Genomic DNA, 21363 nt, shown 5'->3' on the forward strand with positions numbered 1-21363 from the left:
CAGTAACCATCGATAAGTCGGGGCGGATTTTGGGTGTGGAACATGCAGGCCGCCCGAGAAGCCGCCCCGAGGCCGCGTGAAATGGAGGCACTGTGAGCGAGGAGTCAGCTGCTCCCTTTGAGCCGGAGGCAGACCGGATTGCCCGTGAGTTGCGCCGCCAGATCATCGATGGCGAGCGGACCCCCGGTTCGAGGCTGGTCGAACGGGAAATTGCCGCCGAAATGGGCGTCAGCAGGGTGCCCGTTCGTGATGCACTCAAGAAGATCACCGCAGAGGGACTTGCAGTTGCCCGACCGCATTCTTGGGCAATTGTCCGCGAATTCACTGAGCGGGACATTGATGAGCTGATAGAAGTTCGCTACGCCTTGGAGACGCTGGCCTTTCGGCTCGCCGCCGAGACCGCGGACAAGGAAGGCCTGCGATCGCTGGAGGAGCAATTGGATCGCCAGCGGCAGGCCGCACACCACGGCGATGTCATCGAAGCGCGCCACGCAGCAGCAGACTTCCACAGCGCGGTGACCCGCTTGGCCAATAACCGCTTGCTGGACGAATTGTTCCAAGTGACGGACAGCAGGATGCGGTGGCTTCTTTCCCAGCATGACGATCTGGAAGCGATGTTGGCCGAACACGAGCGTCTCTATGAAGCCGTGGCTTCAGGCGACGGCACTATTGCTGCCCACCTGGCCGGCAAACACGTCCGCGCCAGCCGGATGACCGCCGTCGGGAAGGTCTCCGAGCACTAGGCATCGCTTGGCGTCAGCGCCCTCCTGCCCTGTCAGCTTTGACCGCGGACCGACGGCGACACGCCCCCAAAGGGCCTATCGCTTCGCGTCAGCTCCCTCCTCTCCTGACCTCGTTAACCGCGGACGACGGCGACACGCCCCAAAAGCGCCTGTCGCTTCGCGTCAGCTCCCTCGTGCCCTGACCGCTTTAACCGCGGACGACGGCGACACGCCCCCAAAGGAGCCTGTCGCCGTCGTCGTGATGTTGAAAAGGGTCAGGGGCTCGCTGTGGAGTCCGGGAACTAACCCCGCAACCGCAGCATCCCGGGGTCGAACAGCGGCTCAGCCGTGACCGTGGCCGGGATGCGCTCGCCGAAGTACTCGATCTCCACGGGATCGCCTTCAGCCACGTCTGCCGGCAGCCATGCGTACGCGATCGGCTTGCGGATGGAATAGCCGTAGGCGGCGCTGGTGACGTAGCCCGACGCTTGGCCGTTCGCGTACACGGGTTCCTTTCCAAGCACCATGGAGGTCCCGTCGTCGACGGTCAGGCAGCGCAGTACCTTATCCGTCACCTCTTCTTTTCGGGTGGCCAAAGCCTCGGCCCCGATGAAGCCCGTCTTGTCCTTCGCAACGGCGAAGCCAAGCCCGGCCTGGTAAGGGTGGTGCTCGGAGGTCATGTCGGTGCCCCACAGCCGGTAGCCCTTCTCAAGCCGCAGGCTGTTGAAGGCGCCGCGGCCAGCGGCGATGATGCCGTGCTCCTGCCCGGCCTCGAAGAGAAGGTCCCACAGCTTGAGGCCATACTCCGCCGTGGTGTAGAGCTCCCAGCCGAGCTCGCCCACATAGGAGAGCCGCATTGCGGTGACGGGGATACCGCCCACGCTGACCTCCTTGGCGCGGAAGTAGCGAAGGCCGTCGTTGCTGAGGTCGTCCGCGCTGACCTTGGCAATCACCTCCCGGGCAAGCGGCCCCCACAAGCCGATGCAGCACGTGCTGCCCGTAATGTCGGCCACGTGCACCCATTGGGACGGGTTCGCCGTCGACTGCTTCCTGGCCTCAACACGCAGGTAGTCGAAATCGACGTTGCTGTTCACTCCCAGCTGGAACGATTCCTCCGCGAGGCGGGCGACGGTAACGTCGCTGCGGATGCCGCCGTCGGGTGCCAGCAGAAGGCAGTACGTCACCGCGCCAGCTTTCTTGGCGATGTTGCCGGTGCTGAGGCGCTGTAGGAGGGATAGCGCGCCGGGGCCGCTGACCTGGAGCCGCTTGAGCGGCGTCATGTCATAAAGCGCGACGGCGGTACGCGTCTTCCAGGCTTCGGCGGCGGAGATGGGGGAGTGGAACATCGCGGACCACGAATCACGTTCCGGCGCCTGCCACTCTGCCGGCAGTTCGGCCAGCAGACCGCGGTTTGCTTCGAACCAGTGCGGGCGTTCCCAGGCGGCGGACTCCAGGAAGAAGGCGCCGAGTTCCTTCTGGCGTACGTGGAACGGGCTGACGCGGACATCCCGCGGCGATTCCTTGGGCTGCAAGGGATGCAGGACGTCGTAGATCTCCACGAAGTTCTGCTGTGACGTCTCGCTGACGTACTCGTCGGTGGTTTGGACCTTCTCGAAACGCGTGAGCTCGCAACCGTGCAGGTCAGTGTGCGGCTGGCCGTCGACCAGCAGCTCGGCCACAGCTTTGGCTACGCCCGCCGAGTGGGTGACCCAAACGGCTTCCGCTACGAACAGTCCGGAAAGGTCGGGAGCCTCGCCCACCAGCGGGCCGCCGTCGGGGGTGAAGGAGAAGATGCCGTTGAAGCCGTCCTCCACGTGGGCACCGCGCAGTGCCGGGAGCAGGTCCTGGCTGTCCTGCCACGATGGGAGGAAGTCCGAGGCCGTAAAGTCCAGCCGGGACGGCATGCTGTGCTCGGACATCTGGTTGGCACTGAACCTCGGGAGCGTGTCCATGTCCACGGGCATCGGCCGGTGGGCGTAGCTGCCAATGCCGATTCGGTCGCCGTGCTCGCGGTAGTACAGATCGCGGTCCTGGTAACGGAGGATAGGCAGCCGTGCGCCGTTGGGCATCTCGTTGACGCCGTGCAGTGTTGGGAGGGAGGAAGTCTTGGCGTATTGGTGGGCGAGCGGCAGCAGCGGCACTTGCAAGCCTGCCAGCTTGCCCAGTTCGCGTCCCCAGAATCCTGCGCAGGACACCACAATGTCTGCCCGGATGATGCCGGCAGACGTCTCCACCCCGGTAACCCTGCCCGCCCAGTGAGTGATGCCCGTGACGGTGGTGGAGCCCAGGTACGCCACTCCCGCCTCGCTTGTGCGGCTGATCAGCAGTTGGACGGCGCGGGCTGCGGAGGCCAAGCCGTCGCTGGGGACATGCAGGCCGCCCAGGATCCGGTTTCCGTTGGCGAGGGTGCCCATGTTCAGCAGCGGGTAGTGCTTCTCGCACTCGTCCGGGTCGATCACGCGGGCTTCGACGCCCCAGGAGGCTGCATATCCCAGCTTGCGCTTGAGGTCTTGGAGGCGTTCCTCGGTAGTGGCCAGCTCCAGGCCACCGAGTTGCTTGAAGCAGGAGACTCCGTCTTCGCTGAGGGAGAGCAGCTTGTTCACGGTGTAGCTGGCGAATTCCGTCATGGTCTTGGACGGATTCGTCTGGAACACCAGCCCGGGCGCGTGCGACGTCGAACCACCCGCAAGATGGAGCGGGCCCTGTTCAATCACAGTGATATCGGTCCAGCCGCGGCTGACGAGTTCGTCGGCGAGGTTGGTGCCGACGATGCCGGCTCCGATGATGACGACGCGTGGTGATGCGCTCATGTGTGGTGTTCTCTCCTGGGGATTGGCGTTAAGGACGGGTCGCGCTGGGTGGACCTCGCTTCAGCGCGTATGGCGGTGTCTTAGGCGCCGGACACGTGGCCGTTGACAGTCAAGCCGGGAGGAAGGTTGGGGGCTTCACTGGATTCGATGACCACGATGTCACCGTCAATGACCTTGACTTCGTGGACGCGGACCGGAAGTTTGGCCGGGGGTGCGTCCACGGAACCGGTATGCAGATTGAACTTGGATGCGTGCAGCGGGCACTCGACCCAGCAGTCCTCCACATAGCCGTCCGCCAGGGAAGCATCCTGGTGGGTGCACGTGTCGTCGAGGGCAAAGAGCTCGCCTTCCTCGGTGTGGAAAACGGCGATGGGCGGGGCGGTGTCCAACCGAATGGCGTCGCCGGGAGCGAGCTCACTGAGTGGGCAGGCCTTGTGCATGATGGACCCTCTTTTTCGTTCAATCTCGTATGGTGCAGTGCATCCGCTGAAGCCGATTCTCTGTTCCAAAACACGCAACAACGTTCGCTATTAGCAACAGCGTGCTCCAGCTCACAGTTGTTGTCAAGGAGTTGCTATTTGTTGAGATGGCCTTTTGCCCTTGACGCTGATCGTGGCAAGCATCACGCTGTTGCATATAACGCTTCCTGTTGCGTAAGAAGCAATTGAAGATGGGTGACAGCAATGCAGACGCGTGGGGCTCGTGGGAGCCTCCCTCGCCGGACTTTCGGGCCTTCACCTGGCTAATGGCATTGACCTGGTTTCCAGCGCCGTTAGCTCGGCGGGTATTAGTCTTGTGCCTTCATTAGGTGGCGCATTTCGCCGATTCCGCGGACGTACGTGACAAGCTCGTCTCCCGGGGCGAGGAATCGTTGGGGTTTTCGTCCCACTCCCACTCCGGGCGGCGTGCCCGTGAAGACGACGTCCCCCGGAAGTAACGGCGTGATTTTGGATAGGCGGGCAATAATCTCTGGGACCGGAAAGACCATGTGTGAGGTGTTGCCCTTTTGGACTTCTTCACCATTGATGGTGCAGCCCAGTTCGATGCTGTTGGGGTCTTCGAATTCATCGGGGGTAACAAGTAAAGGACCTACTGGCCCGAATCCGGGGAACGACTTTGCCAGGCTGTATTGCGGGGCCGGACCTGAAGACTGCATTGCGCGCTCCGAGAGGTCCTGCCCCACGGACAGCCCAGCCACGTGGCTCCACGCCTTTCAACAGGGATATGCTGGCCGCCACTACCGATAATTGCCACAAGTTCAACCTCCCAGTCCACGGTTCCCGGTGGGAGGGCAACGGTTCCATATGGCCCGGCGAGTGCAGTGGCGAATTTCGTGAAGACAGTGAGGTCTTCAGGTACAGCAAGGCCGGCCTCGGCAGCGTGGTCTGCGTAATTGAGCCCGATGGCAAAGATTTGCCGTGGCTGGGGTGCCGGGTTCCCGAATTCTTCGTGGGGCGCCTCGGACAAGGGTTTACCCCGTACACCTTGTAGCGTCTGAATGAATTCCCGGAGTTCGTCCCAGTGTTCGTAGCATTCCTGAATTCGCGGGCTGAAGCGACCGCTGGATGCCTGCGAGATATCGATAAGTTCGCTTCCACGGGTGACGAACATTAGCCGATTGGAAATATTGGCCAGGCGCATGCGTGGTCCTTTTCTTGAACAGCCTCGAAAACAGGGAGTTAGTGCGAGGTGTGTGGCTGGCCCCTGATAGGGGCCGGCCACACACCTCGCAATTGGCCTAGCGGTGCCGTTGGGGGTTGCCGTCAACAAGCCGGTTGACGTTCCAAGGGTTTGCGTCCTGCAGGGGAGCTGGGCGCAATTGTTCGGGGAAGTTTTGGTAGGCGACGGGGCGAAGGAACCGGTAGATGGCCAAGGTGCCCACGGAGGTTGTCTTCGAGTCGGAGGTTGCCGGGTAGGGGCCGCCGTGAACCATGGCGTTGCCAACTTCCACGCCGGTAGGCCACCCGTTCACGATGATCCTGCCCACTTTCCGTTCCAGGGCCGGAATGAGTGGCGACGCCACAGCGTAGTCATCCTCGGTCACGTGCAAAGATGCCGTCAACTGCCCGTCCAGCAGGCGGGTGGCCTCAACCAGGTCCTCAGCCGCCTTGTAGCGAACCACCAGGCTGGCTGCACCGAAAATTTCCTCGTGCAGGACCCGGTTGGATATGAACACGTCCAGATCCGCCTCAAAGACAGCGGGGGCGGGCGAATTCTCGGTGGGACCGCTCTTCCCGCGTCCGATCAGGTCCACGTCCGCCACCGCCTCGAGGGTGTTGTAGCCGTGCTCCCAGGCAGAGGCGATCCCGCCGCTGAGCATGGTCTGTCCGGAAAGAGCGGTAACCGCGTCCGTGACGGCGGCAGTGAATCGGTCGCCTGCCTCGCCTACGGGAACAAAGACTAGTCCGGGTGAGGTGCACAGCTGGCCGGAGCTGCCAGTAACGGACGCGATGTACTGGTGGGCAAGTGCTTCAACGTCGCCGCCGAGCGCACCCGGGAAAACGTACACAGGGTTGATGGAAGACATTTCGGCGTAGACCGGGATGGGTTCCGGCCGTGCAGCAGCGGTGCGCATCAGTGCGGTGCCTCCCGCCCGTGATCCGGTGAAGCCCACAGCCTTGATGGCCGGGTCGGCAACGAGCTCCTGGCCGATACTTGCGCCCGAGCCATAGACAAGGGAGAAGACACCGGGGTGAAGGCCGAGGTCCGTGACAGCCTTGACGATGGCCTGGCCGACCAGTTCGGCGGTCCCGGGGTGGGCGTCGTGGGCTTTGACGATCACGGGGCAACCCGCCGCGAAAGCAGAGGCTGTGTCGCCGCCCGCCACGGAGAAGGCAAGCGGGAAGTTGCTGGCACCGAAGACGGCCACGGGGCCCAGCGGAATCTGGCGTTGCCTGATGTCCGCCCGGGGGAGGGGCTTGCGGTCAGCTTGGGCGGGATCAATGCGGACGCCGCGGAAGTCTCCCTGCCGGACGACGTCGGCGAAGAGGCGCAGCTGCCCCGTGGTGCGGGTACGCTCTCCGCGGAGCCGTTCCGTGCCGAGGCCGGTTTCCGTGGAGGCTCGCTCGATGAGCTCGTCACCGATGGCATCGATGTTGTCCGCAATGACTTCCAAAAACCGTGCGTGTTGTTCGGGTGCCAGGCTGCTGAAGGATTCGAAAGCGTCGTCGGCGGCGTCCGTGGCCGTCTTGAGTTGCTCGTCGCTGATCAGGCTGTAGGCCGGTTCCAGCTGTTGGTTGGTGGCGGGGTTGATCCCGTAGGTATTGCCGGTGGTTCCAACAGTGGTTTTCCCGGCGATGAGGGAGTGTCCATTGAGAGTCATTGTGGCGCCTCCTGGGCGGTTGAAGTTCTGTTTAGCCGTTGCCGTTGCCCAGATGCCAGATCCCCAGTGCTGAAAGAAGTGCACGTGGATCCCAGACGACCCCATTCCTCGACGAGTTTGCCGCCGTCGAACCTCAGGAAGGAGGCCCCTGTGACGGTGACGCGTCGGCCGGTGGCCGGCACGTCCATAAAAGTTCCCTGATGGGTTCCCTTTGTTTGCCAGTGGATGGCGGCGGTTTCACCATCCTCAACAATGTGAAGGATGTCCGTTGTGGAATCCGGGAACGCCGCGTGCATGGCTTCGATGGTCTTCCGCAGGCTCGAGTAGTCTTCGCTGCCCGATTTTGAGCGGCGGACGTAACCAGGAGCAATCAGCTGCTCGAACGCTCCCAGGTCCCCCTCGCCCCACGCGTTGTTCCACGCAGTGAGAATGGTGTCGCGACGGCTCATGATGCGTTCCTTGCTGATACGGGTTCCGGGGCCGCCTGCGCCGCTGCCTCCGGTGCCGGCACCTCGATGGGCTGGTACTGGCCGAACTTGCCGCCCCTGAAGAGCAGGGCGTCGCCGGTTCCTTCTTCCATGTTCGTCACGGCGCCGACCACCATGTAGTGGTCGCCCACAACAACTTCCGCGGTGACGACGCAGTCGATGTAGGCGATGGCTCCGTCCAGATGCGGGGTTCCCAGAGGGCCGGTGCTGTAGGGCAGGTCGTCGAATTTCCGGGGTCCCTTGCGGGATAGTGACCGGCAGACGTTGAGCTGGTCGTCGGCGAGGATGTTCGCAGTGAAGTTCTGGAGCTTGCGCAGTTTCGGCCAGGTGGAGGACGACTTGTCGACGCAGAACATCACCAGCGGCGGCTCCAGTGACAGTGACTGGAAGGTGCCGACGATCAGTCCGAGTTTCTCGTCGTCGTCGTTGACACCGGTGATGGCCGTGACGCCAGTGGGCAGCTTACCCAGGATCTGGCGGTAATAGGCGGGAGTAATCTCGGCCACTGGAGTGGCGGAAGAGGTGATATCCATGTCAGTGATCCTCGATCAGGGTGGTTGGGTTAGGCAGTTTCGCGGAAGCTTCCAAAGCGCCCGCCGTGGAAGATGAGGGGTGTTCCCTCACCGGACGTCATTTCCCTTAAGCTCCGCCGAGACGTTGCGGCCGGCGCGGAGGCCGCTTTCGATGGCGCCGTCGAAGAAGCCGGCCCAGATGTTGGCGATGTCGCTGCTGGCGAAATGGAGTGCGCCTTCGCTGGCCTGCTGTGCGGCGTGGTACTTGGTGAGCTGGCCGGGACGCTGGATCTGCCAGGTCTCCTCGGCGTAGGGATCGGACATCCAGTGGTGCCCAGCCACCTCCAGGACTTCGAGGTCGTCGCGCCACACTTTGATGGCTTCCTGGACCTGTTCCATGTCCGTCACGTCGATCCGGGTCGAGTCGGCACCAAAACCGACCAGGACGGCGTCGTCCTCTCCGATGAACTCGGTGCGGATCACGGACAGCGGCTTGTCCTGGGCGGAGTAGGCGAAGAACGGCTTGATGGGGCCACGTGCTCCCCGACGACCGACCCGGATCCAGGCCTTGACGCCCTGGGACGCAGTCCTTTCCCGGCTGGCGGCAAGCTTGCCCTCGGACAGGGCCGGCTGGACGTCCAGCTTGTGCAGCACGTTCTGCGGGAGCGTGATGACTACTTTCTTGGCCTGGATTTCCCGGCCATCGCCGAAGGTGACTGTGGCACTATCCGAGTCATGGCGCACCGCGGTGACCGGAACGCCCAAGCGGATGTCGGCGTCGGCATCCTCGGCGATCGCCTTCACCAGCGTGTCATTGCCGTTCTTCAAGCGGAAGATCGCCGAAGCCTCATGCATCAGGTGCCAGTGGCCGGAGGATCCGGCGGTCCAGCGCAGTGCGTTGACGTAGGCGCACTGGTCCAGGGGAGCGTTGAAGTGGCCCACCCAAGCTGCTTCGTTGGCGTTGCGCTCATCCTCGGAGAGGTCCAGCTTGTCCAGAATTTCCTGCAGGTTGTACTGGTCCACCTCGGCCAGGTTCTCAACCGTCAAGGGTGCGTCTGGTCGGGGCAGCCACTTCATGGTGTCTTCCAGCAGCCGGGTCATGCCAGGATCGATGAGTTCCATGAAGTCCTCCAGCGTGCCGCGGCGCACTTGGTTGCCAGCCAGCCAGAACGTTTCCTCCGAGCGCGGGCCACGGGAAACTTCGAGGCCGTAGCGCGTCACTTCGGCCCAGACGTGGGGCTGGGTCCAGTGCAGCCAGTTGCCGCCGATTTCCAAGTTCTGGCCCAGGCGGCGATCGGTCCACAAGCGGCCACCAAGACGATCGCGGGCTTCCAGGACAACCACGTGGTGGCCGCGGTTGCTCAGCTCACGGGCGGTGACCAGGCCGGCAAGACCGGCACCGATGACGACTACGTCGGTCTGTTCAGTCATTGAAGTTTCTCCGTTGATGTTTCTGTTGTGACGGCGCTTAGCGGCTGGCACCGCTGAGGCGCCGAGCCCGGTATTGTGCGGCGGGGTGGGCTTCCAAGGCGTATTTGTGGCCCGGGAAGAGCTTTTCGCGCAGCGTCACCGGTTCCTGGTCCTCTGTGGGCGCCTGGGCCACGAGGCCCTGGGCGCGCAGTTCCGGCAGGGCAAGTTCAATGAAGTCTTCCCAGCCTCCGGGCTTGGTGATGTAGCTGAGGTTGACGCCGTCGACGTCGGCCTCGTCGCGCCAGCGGCGCAGTTCGGATGCGACGGTCTCTGGCGAGCCGACGATCGAGGAACCGGTGCCACCGACGGCAAGGAATTCCGCGATCTGCCGCGGCGTCCAGTCCCGGTCCGGGTCGGCCTTGGAGAACATGTCCACCATGGACTGGCCCGCCTTCGTTCCGACGGACCGCAGGGGGATATCGAGTTCGTACTCGGACATATCAATGCCGGTCCAGCCACTGAAGCGTGCCAGGATGCCATCGATGGGTGCCGTCTCCACAGCCTTTTGGTACTTGGCTTGGGCTTCTTCGTCGGTAGGCGCGACGACGACAGTAAGAAGGATGACGATCCTAACGTCCTGGGGGTCGCGGCCAGCTTCGGTCACCGCCTGGCGGAGCTTGGCACCCGTACGCTTGGCGCCCTCCACGGAGGTGCTTTGGATGAACACCGCCTCGGCGTGCTTGCCGCCGAAGGCCATGCCCCTCGAGGACGACCCTGCCTGGAACAGCACCGGAGTGCGCTGCGGGGAAGGCTCGCAGAGGTGGAAGCCCGGCACGCTGAAGTGTGTGCCGGCGTGGTTGATCGGGTGAACCTTGTTGGGGTCCACGTAGGTGGCCGATTCAGTGTCGCGGACAACAGCGTCCTCTTCGAAGGAGCCCTCCCAGAGCTTGTAAACCACGTCCATGTATTCGTCGGCCAGGTCGTAGCGCTCCTCGGGAGTCAGCTGCTGCTGCTTGCCGAGGTTCCTCGCGGCGGCCTCTGAGTAGGAGGTCACGATGTTCCAGCCCACGCGGCCCGAGGTGAGGTGGTCCAGGGTAGTGAACTTGCGGGCCAGGAGATAGGGCGGCTCATAGGTTGCCGAGCAAGTGACGCCGAACGTGAGGTGCTTGGTTACTGCGGCCATGCCACTGATAAGCACCGTCGGGTCATTGATGGGAAATTGTGCTGCATCGCGAAGCGCAGCGTCCCCGTTTCCACGGAACACATCGTGATAACCGAGGTTGTCGGCAAAGAAGATGCCGTCGAATCCGGCCTTCTCAAGCATCTGGGCAACGCCCGTCCAGTACTGCAGATCGGTATAACGGTGGCCTTGATCGCCTTCGGCGCGCCAGGATCCGGAGGTCAGATGGGCGGGAGCAAAAAACGTCAAACGCAAACAGGTTTAGCGGAGCATTCTTCATGGCGGCGGCTTCCTTGAACTCGTGCCGCTCAGCGCGACATCTTCATCTACAAACGTTCAGTTTGTGAACACTATGTTCAATTTAAGATGTTAGCCATCTCACTGTCAAGGCGCAGGGTGAGTCTTGCCAAGTTGAGCAGGATGTGTTGACGCTGAATGTGTCGCATGCCATATTTTGATCATCACGTTCGAAAAATGAACGTCACACAGAGTGTCGACACTCCCGCCTTTCATCCCGCCGAGCACGTACTTGCCGGCATGTTCAAACACGTTCGAAATAGCGCGATCTACAAGGAAGTCCATCGTGAGTACACCTGTTACACCGGCCACTGGGCCGTCGCTGCGGTCGTCAACGGAACAGGACCCGCAAAAGAAGAGGTTCCTTTACAAGCTCAGCGCAGTGATCGCTGGCGGCATGTTTATCGACGGCTTCATCCTGGGTGGCATCGGCCTCGTTATGCCTGCGCTGACTTCAGATCTGAGCCTGTCTGCCACGTGGCAGGGCCTGATTGGCGCCTCGGCGCTGATCGGTATCTTTTTCGGGGGACCCATCGGCGGCTACTTCGCTGACAAGATCGGCCGCAAGCCGATGTTCATTGTGGACCTGGCCATCTTCCTGCTTGGCTCGGCGGCGCAGTTCTTCGTTGCCGATGCATGGCAGTTGTTTTTAATCCGCCTGCTCATGGGCATGGCGATCGGTGCCGACTACGCCATCGGCTGGCCCCTGCTCGTGGAGTTCTCTCCGGCCAGGTTGAGGGGCAAGCTCATGGCCTTCCAGGAAGTGGCCTGGTACGTCGGGTACCTTGGCTCCTACGCCCTGGGCTACTTCCTGTCCACCTCGATCCACGCAGACTGGCGGATCATCCTGGGCATGAGCACAGTTCCTTCCCTGATCGTCTTCCTGCTCCGCCTCGGTACACCCGAATCCCCGCGCTGGCTGGTCAGCAAGGGACGGATCGACGAAGCGCTCGCCATTGCCAAGGAGCACATGGAAGAGGCCGATGTCAGGGACCTGGCAAACGAGAAGCCTGTGCGTCCCGATTTCCGAAAGCTCTTCTCCCCGCAGTACCGGAACGCGACGATCTTCGTCTGCATGTACTGGGTTTGCAATGTCACGCCGTACTTCGCCATCGGCACGTTTGCGCCTATTGTCCTCGAAAGCCTGGGTGTTGAAGACGGACTGACTGGGGCATTGTTGCTCAATGGTGTTGTTGTCGCCGGTTCCCTGGCGGCGATGTTCCTCATCGAACGGGTCGGCCGCAGAAAGCTGTCCATTCCGCCCATGTGGATCAGCGCCGTGGCCCTGGTTGCCATCGGTCTACTGGCCCATGTTTCGCCGGTCATTATCCTGGTCAGCTTTATCACAACGCGATCTCCACCGCCCTGACCGGTGTGTATCCGGGTGAAGTCTTCCCGACGGAAATCCGCGGTGCGGGCGTCGGATTCGCCACCGCGTTCTCGCGCATCGGCGCCGCAGCGGGAACATTTATCCTCCCGCTATCGGTTGACGGCCTGGGCATTGGGACCACGATGCTGATCGCCGCCGCCATCTGCGTGGTGGGTGCCGTGATCTCCCAGTACCTGGCACCCGAAACCAAGGGCCTTAGCCTGAGCGACACTTCAGCTCCTCTGGCAAAGGCTGCGGTGAAGTAGTTCCCGGACAGCCCTGGAAAGGAACGTGCCCTGCCGGTCCAGACCGGCAGGGCATCGTGCCGATATCGCCCGCCGATCCATTTGCAACTGGCATCACACCCGGCATCACGCAGGGGGAGCCCGGACTGGCCGAAACGATGCTTGCCCTCGGTTTCCGGTTGTGCCCATTGCTACTGACACCCGTCTTCTGGCAGTTGCTGCGCGCAGTACCGATTCGGCGGCAGAAAAGCTGGTGACGGGCATTGGACGCTGCCGCTGCCATGAGTTAACCCTGTGAGCACACAAGTCCCGCCGCGCACTATATTGAACACTCCGTTCGCCAGTTGACAGCCTAGGATGGGAAACGCAAACAAAATCAGTGGCCATCAGGCCCTGAACCGACGTGAGAACCGGGAGCGGAAATGGCAGCGGGACAAAGCGCGGCGGTGGAGGCGGCAGAAGCTGCCACCGAAGAAGGCGGCGACCTGACCAATAAATCGGTGGTCAAGGCCACGGTCTTGCTCAGCGAACTCGGTCGCCACCGGCAGGGAATCACCGTCACCGAAATAGCGCAGGCAGTTGGGATGACCCGTCCCACGGCTTTCCGGCTCCTGCTGACCCTGGAACAGACTGGCTTTGTGGACCGTGTAGATAACCGGTACATGCTTGGATGGCAGATGGCCCGACTTGGCCGGCTGGCGGATCCCTACGCCGGAGCTGTTGCCAGGATTCAGCCCGTCCTGGATGAATATGCAGCCAAGCTCAAAGAAGCCTTCAGCTTTGCCATGCTACGCGGCGAATTGGCTTACGACGTGATTGCCGAAGCATCAGCCTCCCGCTACCTAAATGTCACCCACATGTTTGTTGGTGGAACATACCCCCTGCATGCCAGCGCCACAGGAAAGCTCCTGCTCGCCGAACTGAGCGACGAACGGATCATCAAGGAACTGCCCGCGAAACTGGAGTCCTACACAGCTCACACCATCACCAGCCGCGGCGCGCTGCTCAAGGAAGTGCACAAGGTCCGTGAGCAGGGCTACTCAGTCATCGACGACGAACTTGAAGAAGGACTCTTCGCGGCGGCTTGTCCTGTGCGTGACAGCGCTGGGGAGCTTCTGGGGATTATTGCCATCCAGGGACCCATCCAGCGGCTCAAGTCGGAGCGACTGCCCAAAACGATCGATCAGTTGCACCAGGCCGCGGAGGATGTCGCCAAAGCTTTGGCCTAACTGAGCCGCTTCATCGCCTCGCGGGCGCTCGGAAGCTTCGCTACTGATGGTTCCGCGCACTAGGTGACGGCTCAGCGCGCTATGTGGCCGCCCGTGCGTAGATGACGGTTCGGCGCTCTAGGTGAAGGTTCAAGGCTAGGCGCTGGCCATGGCGACCAAAGTTTCACGGGACGGGTACATCCAGCGCACGTACTGGACTGGCACTCCAGCACGGTCGGCAACCACCGTGTGCGTCACGGCATCCGGACCTTCTGTGCTGCTCACATCCTTGATGCTGGCGATGAGGGCCGCCGTGCGTCTTTCGTTGCGTTCCCGGAGGATGTCGGAGACCGGCTTGGGGGCTTTTGGCTTCGGCTTCTGGCGCCAGTGCGTCATAACTTCACCTCTGATGTTTCTTGCTGGACCGGGGTTATCCCGCCATGTCCGGGAAAAGCGAGTCCTCGTAGTCCGTGGGCGGAGTTTGAATGGGTTCACGCTGAGGCTGCTCGGCCAGGGGCAGTATGGCCGGCGAACGGTGCCGGCTTCCTTCAGTGGACCTTTCTCGTCGTGTCATTCCCATCAACTCCACGCATCTTCAGCGGCAGGCCGGGCCTAGGCCGCGTCAGCATTTTCGAGGTAGAGTCCCGCCCACGGTGAGCAGCTCAGTTCACCGGCGCCGTTCACCGCGAGTGACGGAACTTGGGCGGGAACTGCAGCGTGGCCAGCCCGTACTGTGCGGCGCATCTGGCGGAAGGCATTGGCGAAAACGCGATGCATTGTGGACATCTCAGGCTCCTCGCTTTCGAAGGGAGCCTCAAGGGCTCCGGTGATTGACGTGTTCGTTTCTCTGGGAGCCGCCTTTGGCTCGATGAGAAATTGAACGTTGCGTTCATACTTCGAACGTGCTTCTATTGTGTCCCTCCTCACGTCGGATTGCAAGATTTTTGGGCAATATTTTGAACGCAATGTTCATGAGCTGAACGCTGCGTTGTGGCGCGCTGAGCGACGCCCTCGAAATCGACGCCCGTGGTGACGCGGAATTACCGGGGCCGGTACCCCATCTTTGCGCTAATGCGCAGTCCTGCCTCGGTGATGGCCTCGACCAGTCCGGGCACTTCTTCTGGTTTGAAGCGGAAAGCCGGGCCCGAAATGCTGACGGAGCCGATCACTTCGCCCAGATGGTTGTAAACCGGCACAGCCATGGAGTTCAGGCCAATCTCGAACTCTTCCAACGTCACGGCGTAACCGTTATGGGCAACGTCGATTAGCTGCTTCTCCAGGATCTTGCGGTCCGTAATGGTACGGGGCGTCCTACCCGGAAGGCCTGTTTCTTTGAGGATCCGCGTTCGTTCGTCGGCAGGCAACGCAGCGAGCAGGACTTTGCCACTGGATGTGGCATGCAGGGGCGTTAGGCTGCCCACCCAGTCAAAGGTGGCGAGCGTGGATGGTCCCATTGCCTGGTCCACGTTGACCGCATAGTTGGATCGCAACACAGCGAGGTTGACGGTCTCTTTCCATTCTTCGGCCAGGTTCTCCAGGAAAGGCCTGGCCTCACGAACCAGGCTAAGGCGGCCGGGGATGGAACTGGCAAGCCGCAACACACCGAAACCGAGTTGGTATTTTCCGCGCTCACTGTTCTGGTGGACTATTTCCCGGGTCACCAATGACCCCAGCAACCTGGAAACTGTGGATTTGTGCACGCCCATTTCCTCGGCGATCTCACTCACGCCGGCGTGTCCGTCCCGTGCCAGGATCTCCAGGACCTGGAGGGCCCGGTCCACTGACTGCACGCCGCCTTGCTGACCGCCTTCAGCTTCGACGTCGGCCTCAGATTCGTAGTTGACGGTCATGATCCATGCACCCATGTCCATTCCAGGGCCCGCAAGCCCTCCACAAGGTTCGGAGCGTCCTATCGTTTAGCTCCACGTTTCTGATCCTAGACCGGTAAATGTGACCCAGCCGACATTGCGTTAAGGCGCGTTAAGAGAGTTCAGGCCAATGGGAGCCGCATCAACACGCGCGGAAATCCGTTCAGCACGGAATCGGTGTCAGCCGCTTTGTTAAATCCTGCTTCTTCAAAGAGCTTCCGCGTGCCAACGTACGCCATCGTGAGATCCACGCGATGGCCATGGTTATCCACAGGGTAACCTTCGATGGCGGGTGCCCCGTAGCTTCGGGCAAAGTCCACCGCACCCCGAAGCAGGTGGTGGGAAATGCCCTTGCCGCGATGGCCGGGCCGTACGCGAATGCACCACACAGTCCACACGTCGAGATCGTCCACATGCGGAATCTTGCGGTTGCGGGCAAAGCTGGTGTCCGCGCGCGGGTGGACAGCCGCCCACCCAACTACCTCGTCGCCGTCGTACGCCAGCACCCCGGGCGGCGGGTCGGCCGCCACCAGTTGTTGCACGAGCTCTCCACGTTCCGTTCCGCGCAGTGTGACGTTCTGCTTGGAGCCGATGCGGTAGCTCAGGCACCAGCACACGGTGGCATCGGGCCGCTTGGGCCCCACCATCGTCTTGACATCGTCGAATCGCGTTGCCGGGCGAACTTCAATGGCCATCCGGGCAATACCCCCTTCGCTAAGCCAGCATTCCAGATCTACCGCACGCCCTTGCCCTGCGCCATGGCGATTGCTTGCTAACTACCCGTTCGGGTAGGAGAAACCGTCCTTTGATGGCGTTTTGCCTATCCTTTTTGCCCATCAATATGGAATTCAACAGCTTTTTCCGAAGGAGGATTCCATGAGTGTCATCGCAGATACCGATCCGGTGGCGCTGGCGGACACCGCCCAGTCCATTGCCGGCAATCTGCTTTTGATCCACGACGAGATCGGCCGCACGGCTGCCGCCGTCGACCCGCACCAGGTTGCCGCACTGACCACGGAACTCAAGGCCGCTGAGCGGATTTTCGTCACGGGTGCGGGCCGCAGCGGACTCGTCCTCAAGATGGCCGCAATGCGGCTGATGCACCTTGGCCTCAGCGTCCACGTGGTGGGCGAGGTCACCGCACCGGCTATCCGTGAAGGTGACCTGCTGCTCGCTGCGTCGGGCTCCGGCACCACTTCCGGCGTGGTCAAGGCAGCGGAAACGGCAGCCCGCCAAGGCGCCCGCGTCGCCGTCTACACCACCAACCCGGAGTCCCCGCTCGCCCAAGTTGCGGACGCCGTCGTACGTATCCCTGCCGCACAGAAGACCGACCACGGCTCCACCGTCTCCCGGCAGTACTCGGGCAGCCTGTTCGAGCAGGTCCTTTTCACGGTGACGGAATCTGTGTTCCAGAGCCTGTGGGACCACGATGCGTCAGCGGCCGAGGATCTCTGGCTGCGGCACGCGAACCTCGAGTAACCACCTCCACAAGTCAGTACCAGTAATAACCAAAATAGAAAGTAGAGTTCCCCGTGAAACTGCAAGTCGCTATGGACGTCCTCACCGTCGAAGCTGCCCTTGAACTTGCCGGGCAGGTCGCCGAGTCAGTTGACATCCTGGAGCTGGGCACCCCGCTCATCAAGAACGCCGGCCTCTCCGCCGTGACCGCCATCAAGAGCGCGCACCCGGACAAGATCGTTTTCGCCGACCTGAAGACCATGGACGCCGGGGAGCTTGAAGCCGAGCTCGCTTTCGGTGCCGGCGCTGACCTGGTCACCGTCCTCGGCAGCGCCGACGACTCCACCATCGTCGGTGCCGTCAAGGCCGCCAAGGCGCACAACAAGGGTGTTGTGGTTGACCTGATCGGCGTGGAGGACAAGGTTAGCCGCGCCCAGGAAGTCCGCGCCCTCGGTGCCAAGTTCGTCGAGATGCACGCAGGTCTGGACGAGCAGGCCAAGCCGGGCTACAACCTGAACGTCCTTCTGAACGCCGGCGAGCAGGCACGCGTGCCGTTCTCCGTGGCTGGTGGCGTGAACATCTCCACCATCAACTCCGTCCAGCGCGCCGGCGCCGAAGTCGCCGTCGTCGGCGGCGCTGTCTACAGCGCCGAGGACCCCGCACTGGCAGCCAAGGAGCTCCGCGCCGCGATCATCTAGTCGCCCGCATTAGGTACGACGGCGGCCCGCGCCTTCCGGGATTTTCTCCCGGAGGCGCGGGCCGTCGTCGTTGTTGTGGAGTTTGACCGGGGCAGGGTTGCATTAGCTGGTAAGCGCTACAGTGCGGAAGCCGCAATTGCCGCTGGAAGAATCCGGAGTGTTGGACGTCCGCGCTGCAACGCGGTAGCGGTTGCAGTAGGAGTCGTGACATAGGTAAGAGCCGCCCCGCATCACCCTGCCGGCTCCGATCGAGGGGCCTTGGGGATTGTCCTTGGGGGAGTTGCGGTAGTACTTGGGTAGGAACCAGTCGGCGCACCACTCCCACACATTTCCCGCCATTTCGTAGAGTCCATAGCCGTTGGCCGGGAAGGATCTCACCGGGGCAGTCCCCACATAGCCGTCGTCCTGGCTATTGCTGGTGGGAAACTTGCCTTGCCAGATATTGCATCGGTGCTGCCCGTCCGGAGTGAGGTCGTCGCCCCACGCGTATCGCTTGTCGTGAAGGCCTCCGCGGGCGGCGAATTCCCACTCGGCCTCGGTGGGCAGGCGACGCCCCGCCCAGGCGCAATAGGCCAGGGCATCGTGGTGGGTGACGTGGACCACGGGATGGTCGGGTATCTCTTTCCAGTCTGAAGAGCGGCCGGCTGGATGGGCCCAATCAGCGCCCTTGACGTTGAGCCACCATGGGGCTCCGGCCGCGGCGCCAATGATGTGGTCCTTGGGAGCTTTCGCAAGCAAATGGAACACTGCGGAGCTGCCGTACTGCTCGGCTTCGGTCCGGTAGCCGGTGTCCTTAATGAAGCCGGCGAACATTTCATTGGTTACGGCGGTGGCGTCTATGCGGAATGCGCCCAAGCGAACCGGATGCACCGGAGTTTCGCCGTCCGACGCATAGCCCTCATTGAAGCCGTCGCCCATCAGGAACTCACCGCCCGGTAGCAGGATGTCGTTGTGTTGTGTATTTGGGCCAGGGGCGACGGGCAGGTTCTTGTTGTCGTGGCTTGGCTTGAGCCCCAGTTCGAGCAGATTGTCTCCTGGGGTCGATTCGCTGTACCCGGCGCTGCGCGTAAAGGCGCCCTTTGATGCTGAACAGCATCCTTCAGCATGCGGCGTTGGCATCCCTTGCATGATCACCTCGTTGTAAGCCTCCAATCGAAGACCCTCTCTATTAAGCCAGAGGGGAATTCGGGTCCTTGGGAGGATTCCATTTGTGTCATTGACAGAGTACTCCACTTGTGCCATCCTCGGAAGTAGAAAACGTGACGCGGGTCACGGAGAACTAACAATGGAGTCAGCGATGAAGCTGGAGCACATCCTTCTGGGCGTCCTGCTGGAACACCCGAGCACTGGATACGACCTCAAAAAATACTTGGATACGCATGGCCGCTTCCTACGGTCCAACACCCAGATGAGCCAGGTCTATCGCTCGCTTGGGACCATGGAAAAGCAGGGCTGGGTCACGCATGATGTGGAACCACGGCCGGGGGCGCAGGATGCCAAGACCTACCGCGTGACCGAAGAAGGTGCCACGGTGTTCCTCGATTGGCTTACCGGGCCTTACCACCCGCCAACGCGCTTCCAGGATCCGGAGCTTGCCGTGCGGCTGACGTTCGCAGGCTTTATGAGCGCCGAGCAACTGCTCCGGATCTTGGACACGGAGATCCAAACGCGCCAGGACGAAATCGCCCGCTATCGCCACCGCGACCGGCGGCAACAGTGGGCGGCAACGATTCCCTTTGACACTGAACTCGCTGATGCGCTGGGGGAGCGGCTGCACCAGTTGGGTGCGGCAGCCATCGATACCCACATGGCAGCCATGATCGAGCTCCGACGCGACCTCCTTGACGGGAAGCTGTCTTCCCGCTCGCTGACAGCCATTCCTGGCGAAATCTTGCCCGAGCGGTTGTCCTGATATGCCGCGCCCGGCCCTAGCCCCGGGCGTTTCTCAATGGACACCACGCCATATCTGATTTCTCGTGAAAGGACCCGCATGAGGGCCATCATCCTTATGTTCGACAGCCTTAACAGGCACATGCTTTCCCCCTACGCGGCGAACACCATTGTTAACGCGCCGAACTTCGCCCGACTTGCTGCGAAGTCAACTACCTTTGAAAACTTCTACGCCGGTTCAATGCCGTGCATGCCCGCCCGCCGCGAAATGCACACTGGGCGCTACAACTTCCTGCACCGCAGCTGGGGTCCGCTGGAGCCCTTCGACGATTCGATGCCGGAGATGCTCAAGAAGGCCGGGATCCACACCCACTTGGTGTCCGACCACCCGCATTACTGGGAAGACGGCGGCGCCACCTATCACCCCCGCTACAGCACCTGGGAATTCTTCCGCGGCCAGGAAGGCGATCCCTGGAAAGGTGTCGTCTCCCCGGCGACGGGCGACGGCGGCGACTGGCGCTCAGGAATGAAGCGCCAGGACCTCATCAACCGTTCCTACATGCCCACTGAAGCCGAGCATTCGCAGACCCAGACGGTGGATGCTGGCCTGCACTTCATCGACGTGAACCAGGCCGCGGACCAGTGGATGCTTCAGATCGAACTCTTCGATCCGCACGAGCCCTTCTTCACGCACGCCGCGTACAAGGCGATGTATCCGCATCGCTACGACGGACCTGAATTCGACTGGCCCGGCTACCAAAAAGTCACCGAATCCCCTGACCAAGTGGAGCACGCCCGCTACGAGTACGCGGCACTGGTGTCCATGTGCGACAAGTCCCTTGGCCGGGTTCTGGATGCGATGGACAAGTACAACATGTGGGAAGACACCCTGCTGCTGGTCAACACGGACCATGGCTTCCTGCTGGGCGAGCACGGCTGGTGGGCCAAGTCCGTCCAGCCCTGGTTCAACGAGCTGGTGCACTTGCCGATGTTCCTCTGGGATCCACGCACGGCAGGCCGTGACACAAGGCGCGGCGCGCTGGCGCAGACCATCGACATCGCACCGACCATGCTGCGGTACTTCGGGCTCGAGCCGACGCCGGACATGCAGGGCCGGGACCTCGCTGCAGTCCTCGACGACGATACACGGATCCGTGAGGCGGCACTTTTCGGTATCCACGGTGGCCACGTCAACGTCACTGACGGCCGCTATGTCTACATGCGCGCCGCCGTCGACTCCTCCAATAAGCCGCTGGAGGACTACACGCTCATGCCCACCCACATGCGGAGCCGTTTTGCGGTCTCCGAACTCAGCGAGTGGGAGCCAGGCGAGCCGCTCAGCTTCACCAAGGGCCTTCGCACCATGCGTATACAGACTAAATCGTTGATGAACCCCTGGGTCCACGGAACCCTGCTGTTCGACCTCGAAAACGATCCCGAACAGTTGCAGCCGCTCCTGGACGACCAGCAGGAACTGCGGATGCTCCGGCTCCTGGCGCGACTGATGCACCAGAGCGACGCACCGCTCAGCCAGTTCGAACGGCTTGGCATCCCGTTCGATTCCGAACCCGCAGAGGAGCACCTCCTGGTCCGGTCTCAATCCGAAAGGGCCGGCAACGCCCTGGAACCTCTGCCGCCGCTGGAGAGCTTCCCGGACAACGGCGCAGCCCTCACAATCCCCGTACTGGAGCTGCTCCAGAATGACGCCGCCCGGGAGATCCTCAGGCAACACCTGCCGCACCTCGTCTCTACCGAACTCATCAACATCCCGGCCCAACTCAGCCTGTACCAGCTGGCCGCAGTCAGCCCGGTACCGCCAAGCGCACTCCGCACAATCGCCGACACCATGGCCGCCCTCCCCACGGCCTAACCCCAGCACCCTGACA

The 21363-nt window shown here is 62.2% G+C and carries 22 protein-coding genes; 8 read left to right on the forward strand and 14 right to left on the reverse strand.

Features of this window, described 5'->3' with window-relative positions:
• The first annotated feature begins 92 nt into the window (after positions 1 to 92).
• Positions 93 to 743, forward strand: a complete 651-nt coding sequence (locus tag LD110_RS23920) for a GntR family transcriptional regulator (protein WP_225499402.1) — start codon at positions 93 to 95, stop codon at positions 741 to 743.
• A gap of 281 nt (positions 744 to 1024) precedes the next feature.
• On the opposite strand, the gene LD110_RS13825 is transcribed toward LD110_RS23920, so the two are convergent.
• From LD110_RS13825 to LD110_RS13860, 9 genes are all read right to left on the reverse strand, one after another.
• A complete protein-coding gene (locus LD110_RS13825) occupies positions 1025 to 3532 on the reverse strand; it encodes an FAD-dependent oxidoreductase (RefSeq protein ID WP_225499403.1) in 2508 nt (835 codons plus the stop codon).
• A gap of 80 nt (positions 3533 to 3612) precedes the next feature.
• A complete protein-coding gene (locus tag LD110_RS13830; RefSeq protein WP_225499404.1) occupies positions 3613 to 3972 on the reverse strand; it encodes a bifunctional 3-phenylpropionate/cinnamic acid dioxygenase ferredoxin subunit in 360 nt (119 codons plus the stop codon).
• Between the two features lie 347 nt (positions 3973 to 4319).
• Positions 4320 to 4730 carry a fumarylacetoacetate hydrolase family protein gene (locus tag LD110_RS23690; protein ID WP_308012441.1) on the reverse strand — a complete coding sequence of 137 codons (411 nt, stop codon included), beginning with the start codon at positions 4728 to 4730 and terminating at the stop codon, positions 4320 to 4322.
• Positions 4622 to 5173 carry a fumarylacetoacetate hydrolase family protein gene (locus LD110_RS24075; protein ID WP_374200342.1) on the reverse strand — a complete coding sequence of 184 codons (552 nt, stop codon included), beginning with the start codon at positions 5171 to 5173 and terminating at the stop codon, positions 4622 to 4624. Before LD110_RS24075 ends, LD110_RS23690 begins: the two co-directional genes overlap by 109 nt.
• A 97-nt stretch (positions 5174 to 5270) precedes the next feature.
• Positions 5271 to 6854: an aldehyde dehydrogenase (NADP(+)) gene (locus LD110_RS13840; RefSeq protein WP_225499405.1), complete on the reverse strand. Its 1584-nt coding sequence runs from the start codon at positions 6852 to 6854 to the stop codon at positions 5271 to 5273.
• The gene (locus LD110_RS13845) at positions 6851 to 7303 is read right to left on the reverse strand and encodes an ester cyclase (protein WP_225499406.1); all 453 of its coding nucleotides are present in this window, start codon (positions 7301 to 7303) and stop codon (positions 6851 to 6853) included. Before LD110_RS13845 ends, LD110_RS13840 begins: the two co-directional genes overlap by 4 nt.
• Positions 7300 to 7875 carry a flavin reductase family protein gene (locus tag LD110_RS13850; RefSeq protein WP_225499407.1) on the reverse strand — a complete coding sequence of 192 codons (576 nt, stop codon included), beginning with the start codon at positions 7873 to 7875 and terminating at the stop codon, positions 7300 to 7302. The genes LD110_RS13845 and LD110_RS13850 overlap by 4 nt, the downstream gene beginning before the upstream one ends.
• Before the next feature lie 87 nt (positions 7876 to 7962).
• Positions 7963 to 9285 carry an NAD(P)/FAD-dependent oxidoreductase gene (locus LD110_RS13855; RefSeq protein ID WP_225499408.1) on the reverse strand — a complete coding sequence of 441 codons (1323 nt, stop codon included), beginning with the start codon at positions 9283 to 9285 and terminating at the stop codon, positions 7963 to 7965.
• Between the two features lie 37 nt (positions 9286 to 9322).
• Positions 9323 to 10693, reverse strand: coding sequence for an LLM class flavin-dependent oxidoreductase (locus tag LD110_RS13860; protein ID WP_225499409.1), 1371 nt, complete (start codon positions 10691 to 10693; stop codon positions 9323 to 9325).
• A 334-nt stretch (positions 10694 to 11027) separates the two neighbouring features.
• On the opposite strand from LD110_RS13860, the gene LD110_RS13865 reads away from it, so the two are divergent.
• The 3 genes from LD110_RS13865 to LD110_RS13875 all read left to right on the forward strand — a co-directional run bounded on the left by LD110_RS13865 (position 11028) and on the right by LD110_RS13875 (position 13584).
• Complete coding sequence (locus tag LD110_RS13865) at positions 11028 to 12110, forward strand: MFS transporter (RefSeq protein ID WP_225499410.1); 1083 nt, start codon at positions 11028 to 11030, stop codon at positions 12108 to 12110.
• A 5-nt stretch (positions 12111 to 12115) separates the two neighbouring features.
• Positions 12116 to 12376: an MFS transporter gene (locus LD110_RS13870; protein WP_225499411.1), complete on the forward strand. Its 261-nt coding sequence runs from the start codon at positions 12116 to 12118 to the stop codon at positions 12374 to 12376.
• A 401-nt stretch (positions 12377 to 12777) separates the two neighbouring features.
• Positions 12778 to 13584, forward strand: coding sequence for an IclR family transcriptional regulator (locus LD110_RS13875; RefSeq protein ID WP_225499412.1), 807 nt, complete (start codon positions 12778 to 12780; stop codon positions 13582 to 13584).
• Positions 13585 to 13719: 135 nt separating this feature from the next.
• Here the strand turns inward: LD110_RS13875 and LD110_RS13880 are convergent, their stop codons facing one another.
• From LD110_RS13880 to LD110_RS13895, 4 genes are all read right to left on the reverse strand, one after another.
• Entirely contained in the window at positions 13720 to 13959 is a 240-nt protein-coding gene (locus tag LD110_RS13880; protein WP_225499413.1) for a hypothetical protein, read from the reverse strand.
• Positions 13960 to 14175: 216 nt separating this feature from the next.
• A complete protein-coding gene (locus tag LD110_RS13885) occupies positions 14176 to 14349 on the reverse strand; it encodes a hypothetical protein (RefSeq protein ID WP_225499414.1) in 174 nt (57 codons plus the stop codon).
• A 254-nt stretch (positions 14350 to 14603) separates the two neighbouring features.
• Positions 14604 to 15413, reverse strand: coding sequence for an IclR family transcriptional regulator (locus LD110_RS13890; RefSeq protein ID WP_374200347.1), 810 nt, complete (start codon positions 15411 to 15413; stop codon positions 14604 to 14606).
• Between the two features lie 140 nt (positions 15414 to 15553).
• Entirely contained in the window at positions 15554 to 16126 is a 573-nt protein-coding gene (locus tag LD110_RS13895) for a GNAT family N-acetyltransferase (RefSeq protein ID WP_225499416.1), read from the reverse strand.
• 181 nt (positions 16127 to 16307) lie between these two features.
• Between LD110_RS13895 and hxlB the strand changes: the two genes are divergently transcribed.
• Positions 16308 to 16910 carry a 6-phospho-3-hexuloisomerase gene (hxlB, locus tag LD110_RS13900; protein WP_225499417.1) on the forward strand — a complete coding sequence of 201 codons (603 nt, stop codon included), beginning with the start codon at positions 16308 to 16310 and terminating at the stop codon, positions 16908 to 16910.
• Between the two features lie 53 nt (positions 16911 to 16963).
• Positions 16964 to 17587 carry a 3-hexulose-6-phosphate synthase gene (gene hxlA, locus LD110_RS13905; RefSeq protein ID WP_225499418.1) on the forward strand — a complete coding sequence of 208 codons (624 nt, stop codon included), beginning with the start codon at positions 16964 to 16966 and terminating at the stop codon, positions 17585 to 17587.
• A gap of 102 nt (positions 17588 to 17689) precedes the next feature.
• Here hxlA and LD110_RS13910 read toward each other — a convergent pair whose 3' ends face one another.
• A complete protein-coding gene (locus tag LD110_RS13910) occupies positions 17690 to 18706 on the reverse strand; it encodes a formylglycine-generating enzyme family protein (protein ID WP_225499419.1) in 1017 nt (338 codons plus the stop codon).
• 178 nt (positions 18707 to 18884) lie between these two features.
• On the opposite strand from LD110_RS13910, the gene LD110_RS13915 reads away from it, so the two are divergent.
• Together LD110_RS13915 and LD110_RS13920 are read left to right on the forward strand one after the other, a co-directional pair.
• On the forward strand, positions 18885 to 19499 hold the full coding sequence (locus LD110_RS13915) for a PadR family transcriptional regulator (RefSeq protein ID WP_225499420.1): 615 nt from the start codon (positions 18885 to 18887) through the stop codon (positions 19497 to 19499).
• A gap of 78 nt (positions 19500 to 19577) precedes the next feature.
• Complete coding sequence (locus LD110_RS13920; RefSeq protein WP_225499421.1) at positions 19578 to 21347, forward strand: sulfatase; 1770 nt, start codon at positions 19578 to 19580, stop codon at positions 21345 to 21347.
• Positions 21348 to 21363 lie beyond the last annotated feature (16 nt).

The organism is Arthrobacter sp. M4, assembly GCF_020251205.1.
Lineage (GTDB): Bacteria > Actinomycetota > Actinomycetes > Actinomycetales > Micrococcaceae > Arthrobacter.

What these genes read in the sequence shown, in the direction of transcription:
- LD110_RS24075 (WP_374200342.1), bottom strand. Translation starts at nt 5,173, where the DNA reads ATGCGCCTGGCCAATATTTCCAATCGGCTAATGTTCGTCACCCGTGGA.
- LD110_RS13920 (WP_225499421.1), top strand. Translation starts at nt 19,578, where the DNA reads ATGAGGGCCATCATCCTTATGTTCGACAGCCTTAACAGGCACATGCTT.
- LD110_RS13895 (WP_225499416.1), bottom strand. Translation starts at nt 16,126, where the DNA reads ATGGCCATTGAAGTTCGCCCGGCAACGCGATTCGACGATGTCAAGACG.
- LD110_RS13890 (WP_374200347.1), bottom strand. Translation starts at nt 15,413, where the DNA reads ATGACCGTCAACTACGAATCTGAGGCCGACGTCGAAGCTGAAGGCGGT.
- LD110_RS13910 (WP_225499419.1), bottom strand. Translation starts at nt 18,706, where the DNA reads ATGCCAACGCCGCATGCTGAAGGATGCTGTTCAGCATCAAAGGGCGCC.
- LD110_RS13855 (WP_225499408.1), bottom strand. Translation starts at nt 9,285, where the DNA reads ATGACTGAACAGACCGACGTAGTCGTCATCGGTGCCGGTCTTGCCGGC.
- LD110_RS13875 (WP_225499412.1), top strand. Translation starts at nt 12,778, where the DNA reads ATGGCAGCGGGACAAAGCGCGGCGGTGGAGGCGGCAGAAGCTGCCACC.
- LD110_RS13830 (WP_225499404.1), bottom strand. Translation starts at nt 3,972, where the DNA reads ATGCACAAGGCCTGCCCACTCAGTGAGCTCGCTCCCGGCGACGCCATT.
- hxlB (WP_225499417.1), top strand. Translation starts at nt 16,308, where the DNA reads ATGAGTGTCATCGCAGATACCGATCCGGTGGCGCTGGCGGACACCGCC.
- LD110_RS13915 (WP_225499420.1), top strand. Translation starts at nt 18,885, where the DNA reads ATGAAGCTGGAGCACATCCTTCTGGGCGTCCTGCTGGAACACCCGAGC.
- LD110_RS13840 (WP_225499405.1), bottom strand. Translation starts at nt 6,854, where the DNA reads ATGACTCTCAATGGACACTCCCTCATCGCCGGGAAAACCACTGTTGGA.
- LD110_RS13845 (WP_225499406.1), bottom strand. Translation starts at nt 7,303, where the DNA reads ATGAGCCGTCGCGACACCATTCTCACTGCGTGGAACAACGCGTGGGGC.
- LD110_RS13825 (WP_225499403.1), bottom strand. Translation starts at nt 3,532, where the DNA reads ATGAGCGCATCACCACGCGTCGTCATCATCGGAGCCGGCATCGTCGGC.
- LD110_RS13885 (WP_225499414.1), bottom strand. Translation starts at nt 14,349, where the DNA reads ATGTCCACAATGCATCGCGTTTTCGCCAATGCCTTCCGCCAGATGCGC.
- LD110_RS13880 (WP_225499413.1), bottom strand. Translation starts at nt 13,959, where the DNA reads ATGACGCACTGGCGCCAGAAGCCGAAGCCAAAAGCCCCCAAGCCGGTC.
- LD110_RS13850 (WP_225499407.1), bottom strand. Translation starts at nt 7,875, where the DNA reads ATGGATATCACCTCTTCCGCCACTCCAGTGGCCGAGATTACTCCCGCC.